General features: G+C 39.0%; 15 protein-coding genes. 2 read left to right on the top strand and 13 right to left on the bottom strand.

Translation table 11 applies throughout. The annotated features are described in order from the left end of the window. Positions 1–111: 111 nt before the first annotated feature. Complete coding sequence (locus AC3WTL_RS20870) at positions 112–1,014, bottom strand: YihY/virulence factor BrkB family protein (protein WP_492369974.1); 903 nt, start codon at positions 1,012–1,014, stop codon at positions 112–114. A 319-nt stretch (positions 1,015–1,333) separates the two neighbouring features. Between AC3WTL_RS20870 and AC3WTL_RS20865 the strand changes: the two genes are divergently transcribed. Continuing rightward, positions 1,334–2,227 carry a YitT family protein gene (locus AC3WTL_RS20865; RefSeq protein ID WP_048011901.1) on the top strand — a complete coding sequence of 298 codons (894 nt, stop codon included), beginning with the start codon at positions 1,334–1,336 and terminating at the stop codon, positions 2,225–2,227. Between the two features lie 29 nt (positions 2,228–2,256). Here AC3WTL_RS20865 and AC3WTL_RS20860 read toward each other — a convergent pair whose 3' ends face one another. From AC3WTL_RS20860 to AC3WTL_RS20820, 9 genes are all read right to left on the bottom strand, one after another. Then, positions 2,257–2,619 carry a YidH family protein gene (locus AC3WTL_RS20860; RefSeq protein ID WP_492369973.1) on the bottom strand — a complete coding sequence of 121 codons (363 nt, stop codon included), beginning with the start codon at positions 2,617–2,619 and terminating at the stop codon, positions 2,257–2,259. A 100-nt stretch (positions 2,620–2,719) separates the two neighbouring features. Beyond that, entirely contained in the window at positions 2,720–3,496 is a 777-nt protein-coding gene (locus tag AC3WTL_RS20855) for a sulfite exporter TauE/SafE family protein (RefSeq protein WP_492369972.1), read from the bottom strand. Positions 3,497–3,560: 64 nt separating this feature from the next. Next, positions 3,561–3,788, bottom strand: coding sequence for a sulfurtransferase TusA family protein (locus AC3WTL_RS20850; protein ID WP_035326750.1), 228 nt, complete (start codon positions 3,786–3,788; stop codon positions 3,561–3,563). A gap of 52 nt (positions 3,789–3,840) precedes the next feature. Beyond that, on the bottom strand, positions 3,841–4,962 hold the full coding sequence (locus tag AC3WTL_RS20845; protein ID WP_492369971.1) for an MBL fold metallo-hydrolase: 1,122 nt from the start codon (positions 4,960–4,962) through the stop codon (positions 3,841–3,843). Between the two features lie 41 nt (positions 4,963–5,003). Beyond that, positions 5,004–5,582 carry a sulfurtransferase TusA family protein gene (locus AC3WTL_RS20840; protein ID WP_197214550.1) on the bottom strand — a complete coding sequence of 193 codons (579 nt, stop codon included), beginning with the start codon at positions 5,580–5,582 and terminating at the stop codon, positions 5,004–5,006. A 21-nt stretch (positions 5,583–5,603) separates the two neighbouring features. After that, positions 5,604–6,080: a DsrE/DsrF/DrsH-like family protein gene (locus AC3WTL_RS20835; RefSeq protein ID WP_082139053.1), complete on the bottom strand. Its 477-nt coding sequence runs from the start codon at positions 6,078–6,080 to the stop codon at positions 5,604–5,606. Positions 6,081–6,233: 153 nt separating this feature from the next. Continuing rightward, the gene (locus AC3WTL_RS20830; RefSeq protein WP_048011897.1) at positions 6,234–6,533 is read right to left on the bottom strand and encodes a rhodanese-like domain-containing protein; all 300 of its coding nucleotides are present in this window, start codon (positions 6,531–6,533) and stop codon (positions 6,234–6,236) included. Between the two features lie 15 nt (positions 6,534–6,548). Continuing rightward, on the bottom strand, positions 6,549–6,908 hold the full coding sequence (locus tag AC3WTL_RS20825; protein WP_492369970.1) for a rhodanese-like domain-containing protein: 360 nt from the start codon (positions 6,906–6,908) through the stop codon (positions 6,549–6,551). 91 nt (positions 6,909–6,999) lie between these two features. Beyond that, on the bottom strand, positions 7,000–7,260 hold the full coding sequence (locus AC3WTL_RS20820) for a metal-sensitive transcriptional regulator (protein ID WP_048011895.1): 261 nt from the start codon (positions 7,258–7,260) through the stop codon (positions 7,000–7,002). A gap of 129 nt (positions 7,261–7,389) precedes the next feature. On the opposite strand from AC3WTL_RS20820, the gene AC3WTL_RS20815 reads away from it, so the two are divergent. Then, positions 7,390–7,584, top strand: a complete 195-nt coding sequence (locus AC3WTL_RS20815; protein WP_197245336.1) for a hypothetical protein — start codon at positions 7,390–7,392, stop codon at positions 7,582–7,584. Positions 7,585–8,240: 656 nt separating this feature from the next. Here the strand turns inward: AC3WTL_RS20815 and AC3WTL_RS20810 are convergent. The 3 genes from AC3WTL_RS20810 to AC3WTL_RS20800 form a co-directional block, all read right to left on the bottom strand. After that, on the bottom strand, positions 8,241–9,653 hold the full coding sequence (locus AC3WTL_RS20810; protein ID WP_197214547.1) for a SpoVR family protein: 1,413 nt from the start codon (positions 9,651–9,653) through the stop codon (positions 8,241–8,243). Positions 9,654–9,781: 128 nt separating this feature from the next. Further along, positions 9,782–10,333: a PepSY domain-containing protein gene (locus AC3WTL_RS20805; RefSeq protein ID WP_492369969.1), complete on the bottom strand. Its 552-nt coding sequence runs from the start codon at positions 10,331–10,333 to the stop codon at positions 9,782–9,784. Positions 10,334–10,428: 95 nt separating this feature from the next. Then, positions 10,429–11,118 (bottom strand): PepSY domain-containing protein, encoded by a 690-nt coding sequence (locus tag AC3WTL_RS20800; RefSeq protein WP_492369968.1) that lies wholly within the window; start codon positions 11,116–11,118, stop codon positions 10,429–10,431. Positions 11,119–11,144: the final 26 nt, after the last annotated feature.

Genomic DNA, 11,144 nt, shown 5'->3' with positions numbered 1-11,144 from the left:
TTGACCCCCACTTATCCTCCTTTGATTCCTCTGAGTCTTGAAGTGGGGGTCTTACTGCCCGTTAGACTGCGATAAAATAAAACGAGGGCTGAGCCCTCGTTTTATTTTGCCCTATTTGATTGAAAGTGTACGATACGCTTCTCCATCGGATTGTACTTTGGGATCTTTTTTATCATTTTTCTTCCCGCTGCCCGGTTTGAATGTATTATTTCTGTGATAGAGGGCACTTATTTCTCCGCCAATAACAAGTGCAAGGCCGGTTAAAAAGAACCAAAGCATTAATACAATAACTCCGCCAAGACTGCCATATGTGGCTGAATAATTTCCAAAATTGCTTACGTAAAAGGATAAGCCAAAAGATATGATCTGCCACATAACCGTTGCGGCTATTGCACCCGGCAATACCTGTTTGAAAGGAAAATGTTTATTCGGCGCTACCTTATAAAGAATAGCCAGGACTGTAACCATGATCACAAAAGCAATAGCCCACCTCAATACATTGATCAAAATTTGCATCCCATCAGATATATTTATAAAATTACCAATAAAATTCAAGATAACTTTCCCGAATACAGGAAGAACCATGGCAACAATGAATGCTGCAAGCAGTCCAAGTGTTAAGCCTATGGAAACCAGTCTTGATTTTATAAATGATCTCGATTCCTTTACATCAAACGCATCATTCATAGCCCTTATGAAAGCCTGCATTCCATTAGAAGCCGACCATAATGTACCGATAATACCAAAAGTCAGCAGACCGCCGTTTGGCTTGGTAATGATATCTACCACATTATCCTCGATCACACTAAACGAATCAGATGGCATTACACTCTGCAGATATGTTAATGCTTTTTGAGGATCCAGAGATAGATATGGAACAATGGAGATAAGCAGGATTAATAAAGGAAAAATGGAGAGCATATAATAATAGGCTTGTTCGGCTGCAAGCCCGGTTGCCCGATCATTCTTAAACTCCTTTCCAAGCTTCTTGCCAAATTGAATAACCTTATGCATGTAACTGCCCCTCCCTTATACAGCTAATTTGCTTGTATGTGTTTATTTCCCCGAAGAGCTTTGAACTAATCGTATTTTCATAAAATATTCAATCAGGCTCGAAAAAAAGATATCATTGTATGATCCTTACAAAGGAGTACAGAACTAAGCGTATTATTTAACCCGGGAATCCCTCATCTAAAATAAGAAATGTTATAATTAGATATAGTGATTATCAGACTTGCCGAATAATTAGTTTGAGCTAAAAATGCACAAGCTATCATATTATATTACTAGCTTATACAGATACTCGGGTATCATATAAAAATGGGGGTCATTTATGAACGTTTCACTCGAAACTGCTGTTGAAGCAAATGTACATAAAGGATTGACTAAAGGAAAGCTTGCAAAAAGAATTTTCTTTATCATAGTTGGAGCCATACTTATGGGCGTAGGGATCGAAGAGTTTCTTGTGCCCAATAAAATTCTGGATGGCGGAATAGTAGGCATCTCCATTATCCTCTCTCACCTGTCCGGCTGGAAACTGGGCTGGTTTATTTTCATCCTTAATATTCCATTTTTTTACATAGGATACAAACAGATTGGGAAAACCTTTGCGTTGTCTACGCTGCTCGGGATTGCCGTTTTATCAGCAACCACTCTCCTTTTGCATGACGTTCCTGTTTTTACTGAGGACTTGCTGTTAGCCACGGTATTTGGCGGCATTGTTCTTGGTGTTGGGGTCGGAATGGTGATAAGGTATGGAGGATCCTTAGATGGAACAGAGATTCTGGCCATTCTGGTAAATAAAAAACTTCCATTCTCTGTCGGGGAAATTATTATGTTTTTCAATATCTTCATTTTTGCTACGGCAGGCTTTGTTTTCGGCTGGAACAGGGCAATGTATTCCATCCTCGCTTATTTCATTGCTTTTAAAACAATTGATGTGGTGATCAGCGGGCTGGATGAATCAAAATCAGCCTGGATTATCAGTGACCAGCATAAGGTAATCGGCGAAGCGATTCTGGCACGGCTGGGAAGAGGAGTTACCTACTTAAATGGGGAAGGTGCTTACACAGGGGATGATAAAAAAGTAATCTTTTGTGTCATCACCAGACTGGAAGAGGCAAAATTAAAAGCCATCGTGGAAGAAATAGATCCCAGTGCTTTTTTAGCAGTGGCTGATATTGCGGAAGTCAGGGGCGGAAGGTTTAAAAAGAAAGCCATTCATTAATTAATAATTTATAAACATGGATGCACCAGTTAAATCAAAATAACAAATAAATATATTAGCAATAAGATAAATATCAAAAAGATTACAGCTGTTATTAAGTATATCAGTGAACGGGATGATGAGTAGGTCTGCAGGTTAATTCTTTTTCTGACCTGAAAATAATTCAAGGTAGAGTAAACCAGGATTGTCAGGCAGGTAACCAGAGAAAACAGACTTAATGAAATGGCAATGCTGTCTGCAAACTTATTTACTCTCTGCACATTATTAAAATGCAGCGTGGAAGCAAGTACACCTATTCCAATTACAGCGATCGATGTTCTTACCCATGCCAGGAAGGTTCTTTCATTTGCCAGATGCTGCTGTATGTATTTCGACTCTTTCGATTCTTCCATCAGAAACAGCTCTCCCTTATCTGAAGTATACGATTATTCTTACCGCTTAACCACAGGTTAAACATTAAAGGGAACAGCACCCGCTGCCCCCTCCCCAGAATTATAATATATCCATCCAGATTTTAATGGATGTAGCCAGTATTAGTACAGCCAAAATAATTTGAAGAATTTTTGTATTTACTTTCTTTCCTGAAGAAGCTCCTAATGGAGAAGCAATTAAGCTGGCAATAATCATAACGGCTGCAGGAACATAGTCTACCTGTCCGGTTGCCAATTTACCAGCTGTAGATCCAATCGATGAAATAAAAGTGATTGCCAGTGATGTCGCAATCGTCATTCTTGTAGGAATCTTCAATACAACCAGCATAATAGGAACCAGTAAAAAGGCACCTGCTGCACCGACGATACCAGCCCCGATGCCGACAATCAAAGCAAAGAAGGCTGCAAGCCATTTATTGAACTTGACTTGATCCAAAGGGATATCATCCAAGCCTTTTTTCGGCACAAACATCATGATGGCAGCAATTAAAGCTAAAACACCATAAACAAGGTTAATGCCGCCTTCAGTCATAAACCTTGAACCATAGCTTCCGATTAAACTTCCGGCCAGTATGGCTGAACCCATATAAATAATTAGTGTCTTATTCAGATATCCGCCTTTCCTGTAGGCCCATACACCTCCTATTGTAGCAAAGAAGACCTGTACTGCACTGATTCCGGAAACTTCATGAGCAGAAAAAGCAGCTAATCCAAATAACGGCGGAATGTATAATAGCATTGGGTATTTAATGATTGAGCCGCCAATTCCCACCATTCCGGAAATATAAGACCCGATAAAACCAATTAAAAATATAACGATCAAAAAAGTAAAATCCATGTGGCCATCCCCTCCTTTTAAGCAATAAAAGGGAGCGCAAACCCCCTTTTATCTTTTCAATAGATCAGCCTTTTTTTATCCAGAACTTTAACACTCCATTGTCATCCTCATGTTTTAAAAGCTCATGTCCTGTTGACTCTGTCCAGGCAGCCAAATCTTTAACTGCTCCTTTGTCTGTTGTATGAACTTCAAGAACTTGCCCTGATTCGATTTCACCTATTGCTTTCTTCGTTTTTACGATTGGCATTGGGCAAGCTAAACCTTTTGCATCCAGTACTTTTGCTGCGTTCATATTTCATTCCTCCAATTTTTATTATTAGTTTTTGATAAATCCTTCATAAAGATTATCTTACAGCACAGCGATTTGGACCGATTTCCATCTCACGCTGTTTTTCTTCGTCCGGGCTGATTTTTCCCATATTTGTCTCGCGGATTTCCTGATAAGCATTAGGCTGAGGAGGAAGATTCTCAGAAACTAACTTTCTGAACTCACCTTCGTCTTCAATGTTTAATCCGTGATTTTTAGCAAATAATGTGCCAAGTTTTTCGGATACGCTGCCATCCTCATTTAATTCTTCAATAATCATGAAGTGTGCAGGCATAACAACTAATTCGCCTGATAGGTCTTTATAGCGTTTATAAAGTGTTTCTCTTAAATCTCCAGCCCAATCCCCGGCTTTACCGGCGAGGTCAGGACGTCCGATAGAATCGATGAATAGGATATCACCTGAAAGAAGGTATTGATCGTCCACTACAAAAGATGTTGAACCTATTGTATGGCCTGGTGAGTAAATAGCTTGAATGCTGATTTTAGTAGAACCAATCATGACTTCGTTTCCATCTTCAAGACGGCTGTATTCAAATGTTACTTCTTCAGCATCTTTAGGAGGAAGCCAGTAGGAAGCACCCGTTTTTTCAGCAATTTTGCGTCCGCCAGAAATATGATCTGCATGGAGATGTGTGTCAAAGACATGCTTGATCTCTGCATTCTTTTCAGCAGCAAAATCAGTAAATACGCCTGTCATTCTTGTGGCATCGACGATTGCAGCTTCACCGTTTGAAATCACCATGTAGGAAAGGCAGCCTTTTCCAATGCGGACGAATTGATACATTTCTCCGCCATCCTTTAAATCTCCCACTTTAACAGGCTCAAGGTGTTCACTCCATGATTTCATCCCTCCTGCGAGGTAGGAAGCATCTCGTCCTGCTTCTTCAAGCATTTCTGCGACCATGACAGAAGAACCTTCTTTTGCACACACTACTAAAAGCCCTTTATCAGCCGGAATTTTATCAAGAATAGGTTCCACTCCATCAAGAAGGTCGAAGTATGGAACATTCAAGTATTCAAAGTTTTTGCCTTCAATCTTCCAATCGTTAAAGTCGGTTTCATTACGTACATCAAGTATAAATAATTCTTCATTATGAATAACCTTTTTTGTTACTTCACTAGCAGTCATTGCTTTCATCGTTTAAATACCCCCTGATGTATAATTTAGTTTAAAAAATTTTAGTTAAGCTTCGTTTCTGTCGGTCCATTCCATTCGGACATTCCCGGAACTACATTAATTACATTTGAGAAGCCTTTTTCAGCTAATACCTGGGATGCCATATCACTTCGGCTCCCTGTACGGCATACTACAAAAATCTTTTTATCCTGGTTCAGCTCGCTAATTCTCTCTTCCAATTCTCCGAAGGGAATCGAAATAGCATTGGGAATATGGCCGAATGCATATTCAGCAGGTTCCCTGACATCGAGAACAACAAGATCATCATTAGAATCCATCTCTTTTAAAAGATCATCGTTAGAGGCAACAGGCTCAAAAGTTGCAGCTTCGCGCTCTTCATTTTCACCTGCTTTTCGTATATAATGCTTAAGCACTTCGCCTTCTTCCATTGTGCCAAGATATTGATGTCCAGAGCTTTTTGCCCAAGCCTGAATATCTGCTTTTGAACCTTTATCTGTTGCAAGGACCTCAAGTACTTCCCCCGGATTCAGATTAGTGATTGCCTTTTTCGTTCTTACAATCGGCATTGGGCAGGCAAGCCCCTTTGCATCTACTGAAGAGTTTGTTTTTAACGTTTCCATTTAATATTCCTCCTTATAAATTTAGATAAATAAGTTGACATTGCCGTCTTCTGCATCTGCAAGATATGCAGCTACACCGGCATATTCCACACCATCAATGATTTCTTCCTGTTTAAATCCAAGAAGATCGACAGTCATTTGACAGGCTACCAGCTTAACATCCTGTTCTTTTGCCAATTCAATCAAATCTTTAACTGGCATAGTGTTGTGCTTTTTCATAATATCTTTGATCATCTTAGGACCCATTCCAGCCATATTCATCTTCGATAATCCCATTTTTTCCGGACCTCTTGGCATCATTTTGCCAAACATTTTTTCCATAAAAGTTTTTTTGACTTGAATTGGCTCATCTTTTCTAAGAGCATTCAGTCCCCAGAATGTGTGAAAGATGGTTACCTCATGATCGTAAGCAGCTGCACCGTTTGCAATGATATAAGCCGCCATCACCTTGTCATAATCTCCGCTGAATAGAACGATTGTTGTTTTTTTCTTTTCCAATCTTTTATCCTCCCTTTACCCTATTGGGTATTTTTATAATCAAAAAAATTTATTTATTTGTTATAAGCTTTAAAACGATTCAAAATACCTTACAGGGTATATACTAGAGTAAATTTGACTTTCTGTCAACACCTGTTCTTGGCCGTTTGCAGATCAATACTCTAATGGTCCTTCCCAGTTCATCATACCGCCAAGCATGTTAATGACACTAAACCCCTGTCCTTCAAGAAATCGTGCAGCTAATCCGCTGCGGTTGCCTGATCGGCAAACCATAACATATTCCTGATTCTTATCCAGCTCATGCATACGAAATTCAATTAGTCCAAGCGGAATATGAATAGCTGAAGCTATCTTTCCTTCTTTTACTTCATCAACTTCGCGCACATCAATGATATTTAACTTTACTCCGGCAGCAAGCTGCTGCTCTACTTCATTAACAGTCATTGTTTTCATTTAATATTCTCCCTTTTATCTCCAGGCGCTTACTCCGCCTTTGATGTTTGTAATGTTCTTATATCCGGCTTTTTTTAGAATTTTACTTGCTTTGCTGCTTCTCATTCCGCTTTGACAGATAACAACAACTTCCTTATCTCTTGATAGATGTCCCATATTCTGGTGTAGCTGATGAAGAGGCATGTTCTTAAATCCTGGAATATGGAAGCTTTTAAATTCAGCTGTTGTTCTCACATCAATGTATTGCTTTGTTTTATCCTTCATTTCATTCTTCAGCTGAGCAGTTGTCATCTGCTTTAGGCCCTTTACTGGAATCAGCTTTTGAACGAGAAAAATAATTAGCAAGGCGATAATGATTCCATTTGCAATAGTCATTTGCTTACCTCCAAATTTATGTGATAACGCTTTTGCTTTATACCTTATGGGGTATATTATAGCTAAATAAAAAAAGGAAGTCAACTGACCATCATCTGCTTTTAACAAGTAAGTTGACAGCCTCTTCAATCATGATGGAACTCTCAATTCCCTTTTCAGCGTTTTCAACAATACATTGTTCAAGATTGGAACTGACAATAACTGCAATTGCTTTATCAATTGCTGATCTTGAAGCTGTTAGCTGGGTAATGACAGATTTGCAATCTTTTTCATCCTCCATCATTTTTAAAATCCCTCTAAGCTGGCCCTCCGCCCTTTTGATTCGATTTTTAGTTTTTGCATCGTATAACACACGCTTCACCCCATTTTAGTTTTATTTTACACAGTGACAATTAGGCATTGAAAAACCAACTATCTTAAACCCTTTTTTTCGCAGCAGCCTTACTCCAACATTTTTCTCTAATGAGCTGGAGGCAACTAAATGGATTTGGTTATAAGGTATATCGTTTATATGCCTATTGATATATGGAATGGGCAGATTGATCGCTCCGGGTATTTCACAATGACAGGAATCATTATAATCCCTGACATCCAGCAGGGCTATGCCTTCCTTGGGCAGGCATTGATCCAAATGATAACAAGGTATATTTTTAATAGGATAATACCTTTTAAATAATGGGAAGCTAACTAGCAGCAAGGTTAAAAAAATCAGCAGCATATTTCTCTCCTCTGCGTAAATAATTCAATTACAATTCATATAATATACCCTATTGGGTATATAGTCAATACCTTTTTTACAAATAGAAAAACACCCGCGTGGGTGTTTTTCATTAGCAGCAGTCACTGTCATTGCCTAACAGGACCAGTCTTTCATTATCCTGATCATGATCAAGAATCATACTTTCCGTATGCGGCTTGATTTCCGGGTCGATCGCCACCTGTATTTCATTTATAGTTTCGATTATATCATCTGGTTCCGGCTCATCCAGAGCCAGTCCAATTTGAGGGCCTCCTCAGCCAAAGCCTGCAAAATAAATTCTAATGCCGCCAGTATTTTTCTCTTGAAGAATCTTTTTCAATAGATCCCGAGCTGAATCCGTAATTTTCATGATCATCATCCTTTCCTCAGTTTATCAATGGCTGTAAAGAAAATATTAATATCAGGGAGGCATTTAGTTACCTTTCTATACCCCCGCCTGTACACGTTAATATTACTTCAATACTCCTTGAGAAGGAAAGTATTTAGTTTTATTCTGCCCATTTTAAAAAAACATGTTTGCAGCCCAGCCAAAAAAAGACGAACCAAAACATACTTTGGTTCGTCCGTCATTTTTATAAATATTTTCTGTGGATGCTCTTTCCATCGTAAGTGAAAAGCATGTTCTTCCCTTCAACAATGGTTTCCATATGGACGCCTCTGCCCCAAAGCTGGTGTACATATGGGAGTACTTTTTCAAGATATTTAAGATCAAGCTCTACACCTTCAAACCAGTGCTTTAAGTATAGTTCACCATTCTTCATATAATCTCCGTCATTAACCGTCAAATATGGGAATCCTCCATTTACACGCATGCTGACAAGCTGATCGCGCACATGCTCCCACTGTTTATCCACTACTTTATAATCCTTACCCTGTTTTTGGAACAGATACATATCTTCTCTCATAACAAGGTCTTTTGTTAAATAATTTCTTAAAAATGATATATCTGACTCGATTTCACGAACCTCGAACATTTTTTCCCTGCCTGAATTTGGCACTGCACCGCGCCTCTTCATTTCCTCAGTCGGATTGTTATATCGTTCTTCAATATCTTCAAAAATCTTCAGACCCAGATAATATGGATTGATTCCGGTTCTGGACGGCTGCACAACCCCTGCATTCAACTTTGCAAATTCCAGCGCTTCAGCAGATGTCAAATCCATTTCCCTTAAGATGCGCTGATGCCAATACGATGCCCAGCCTTCGTTCATAATTTTAGTTTCCAGCTGCGGCCAAAAATAGAGCATTTCTTCCCGCATCATCGTTAATATATCCCGCTGCCAGTCGGTTAGCTCCCTGCTGTAGCTCTCTATAAACAGCAGTAAATCTTTTTCTGGTTTCGGAGGGAATTTCTTATTTTTCTTCTTTGGTACATGCTTCTTGTTTCTTTCATCCAAATCCCATAAATCATCATAAGGGCTGGCCGCTGCTGTATCACCGCTGCTTTCATATTCATCATCTGTACTCCAGGCTAGCTTCGGCCTCATTAGAGACGGATCAATATGTTCTTCAATTGCCAGCACGGCATCAAGGAAAGTTTCCACTTCCTTTTTCCCAAACTCAATTTCATACCGCCTTATTCTTTCAGCGGTGGCAGCCATGCTCTCTACCATGTCCCTCTTTGTGTTTTGAAAACGGACATTATTTTTAAAGAAATCGCAGTGTGCTAAAACATGCGCCACAATTAATTTATTTTGGATAAGGGTATTGGAATCAAGCAGAAACGCATAGCAGGGATCCGAGTTGATTACAAGCTCATAAATTTTTGATAAACCTAAATCATAATGCAGCTTCATTTTATGAAACTGTTTTCCAAAACTCCAATGCGAAAACCTGGTCGGCATGCCATAAGCGCCAAATGTATAAATGATTTCTGCAGGGCAAATTTCATACCTCATAGGGTAATAGTCCAAGCCAAACCCATTTGCAATTTCAGTAATTTCCTGAATGGCATATTCCAATGATTTATTATCTTCCTCCCGCATTGCCACTCCCCCTTTTAGTCCTTACCATAATCTATGAACCAACAAGAGGATTGATGAGTAGTCTCTTCATAAGCTTGTAACAAATTACAGCAAAAAGCGGAGCATTTTGCCCCGCTTTCCATATGGCATTAGTCATCCAATTCGACTTTTACTACTTTACCTGTTTCAGCGTCAATATCAACATCTGCTTCGCCTTTTTTTGTCTGCAGTTCAACTTCATATAGGATTTGTCCATCGTCTTCATCTATTTCAATTTCTTTCATCATTCCATTAACTTCTTTTTCAGCTATTTCAATAGCATTTTGTTCGGAAATTATTTTTTCCCCATTTATCTCTTTTTCGGCCTGATCATTGTCATCATTGTCATCCCGCTCTTTATTAATTGAAATGACTTTACCATCTAAAGCGTTAATTTTAATATCGAAATCTTCTTCCCCATTATCAATATCAATTTCATAATACTGTTTGCCTTTTACTCTTTCCAATTCAATGCTCTCAACGCTTCCCTCTGCTTCAGAAAGAGCAATCTTCTTCGCCTCTTCAACAGTAATCAAATCCTGCTCAGCTTCTGTCTTACTCCCAGTACTTCCTTTTTCATTTGTATCTGCGGCACCAGCTGCAACAGCACCACCCAACAATAAGGCTCCTGCCAACGAAATAACTGCAAATTGTTTGTTCATTTTACTTTTCCTCCTTTTTCTTTTCTACATGTTCAATATAACCGGTGAAAATGAGAGAAAAAGGATAAGAAAATTAAAATTTGATGAGAAAGGAATTAATCATCCCATGTAACCGACATTACTGTTCCTGTAATAGCATGGATTTGGACAGCGGCCTCCCTGCCGTCATCCTTTTCTATCTCAACAAGATAATAAGATCCGCTGTCTGTTTTCTCAAAGCTGATATCATCCACCTCTCCAGGTTCATTTTTTAGAGCAATTTGAATAGCTTCCTCTTCGGTTAGATTTTTAACAGGGACCTTTGTTTCCTCGGCAAAACGGGATAGAACTTCTCCAGTCAGGGCATCAACAGTAATCTTTATCTTCGTTTCATCTTTCTGAACGATTGCCTCAAAGGCTGGTTTTTCTTTATAAGTCATCTTTTTCATGGAGAGTAATTCACCAGATTCTTCTACCCGAATAATTTCCTTTATTTTTTCTTCATCAAGCTGCTTCTGTTCACCGTTAGGAGTCTGTTCCTTTTTTTCAAAAGAAAGAATTTCTCCTCCGTTTTCACTTAGCTTTATTTGATAAAACGCTTCGTCTTTTTTCATTTCAATCAAATAAGTGCTGTTTACTTTTTTCACATTCAGAATTTCTCCCTGATATCGGTCTTTTATTAATTCTCTGGCTTCACCTTCAGTAATTGATTCAGAAGCAGAGACATCAGTGAATTGTATTGCAGCAAATACAAGGAGCGCAGCCAGCAGAAGCCCCGAAGCTGCAATTATAAGTTTTTGCTTCATTCCTTACACCTCCCACTTAGCTTATT

The organism is Cytobacillus sp. EB106-05-05-XG126 (assembly GCF_058791715.1).
The sequence above is the reverse complement of the archived record's forward strand: the minus strand, read 5'-3'. Positions and strand labels throughout refer to the sequence as shown.

What these genes read in the sequence shown, in the direction of transcription:
- AC3WTL_RS20855 (WP_492369972.1), bottom strand. Translation starts at nt 3,496, where the DNA reads ATGGATTTTACTTTTTTGATCGTTATATTTTTAATTGGTTTTATCGGG.
- AC3WTL_RS20805 (WP_492369969.1), bottom strand. Translation starts at nt 10,333, where the DNA reads ATGAACAAACAATTTGCAGTTATTTCGTTGGCAGGAGCCTTATTGTTG.
- AC3WTL_RS20865 (WP_048011901.1), top strand. Translation starts at nt 1,334, where the DNA reads ATGAACGTTTCACTCGAAACTGCTGTTGAAGCAAATGTACATAAAGGA.
- AC3WTL_RS20845 (WP_492369971.1), bottom strand. Translation starts at nt 4,962, where the DNA reads ATGAAAGCAATGACTGCTAGTGAAGTAACAAAAAAGGTTATTCATAAT.
- AC3WTL_RS20870 (WP_492369974.1), bottom strand. Translation starts at nt 1,014, where the DNA reads ATGCATAAGGTTATTCAATTTGGCAAGAAGCTTGGAAAGGAGTTTAAG.
- AC3WTL_RS20860 (WP_492369973.1), bottom strand. Translation starts at nt 2,619, where the DNA reads ATGGAAGAATCGAAAGAGTCGAAATACATACAGCAGCATCTGGCAAAT.
- AC3WTL_RS20825 (WP_492369970.1), bottom strand. Translation starts at nt 6,908, where the DNA reads ATGACTATTGCAAATGGAATCATTATCGCCTTGCTAATTATTTTTCTC.
- AC3WTL_RS20830 (WP_048011897.1), bottom strand. Translation starts at nt 6,533, where the DNA reads ATGAAAACAATGACTGTTAATGAAGTAGAGCAGCAGCTTGCTGCCGGA.
- AC3WTL_RS20800 (WP_492369968.1), bottom strand. Translation starts at nt 11,118, where the DNA reads ATGAAGCAAAAACTTATAATTGCAGCTTCGGGGCTTCTGCTGGCTGCG.
- AC3WTL_RS20850 (WP_035326750.1), bottom strand. Translation starts at nt 3,788, where the DNA reads ATGAACGCAGCAAAAGTACTGGATGCAAAAGGTTTAGCTTGCCCAATG.
- AC3WTL_RS20840 (WP_197214550.1), bottom strand. Translation starts at nt 5,582, where the DNA reads ATGGAAACGTTAAAAACAAACTCTTCAGTAGATGCAAAGGGGCTTGCC.
- AC3WTL_RS20815 (WP_197245336.1), top strand. Translation starts at nt 7,390, where the DNA reads ATGGATTTGGTTATAAGGTATATCGTTTATATGCCTATTGATATATGG.
- AC3WTL_RS20810 (WP_197214547.1), bottom strand. Translation starts at nt 9,653, where the DNA reads ATGCGGGAGGAAGATAATAAATCATTGGAATATGCCATTCAGGAAATT.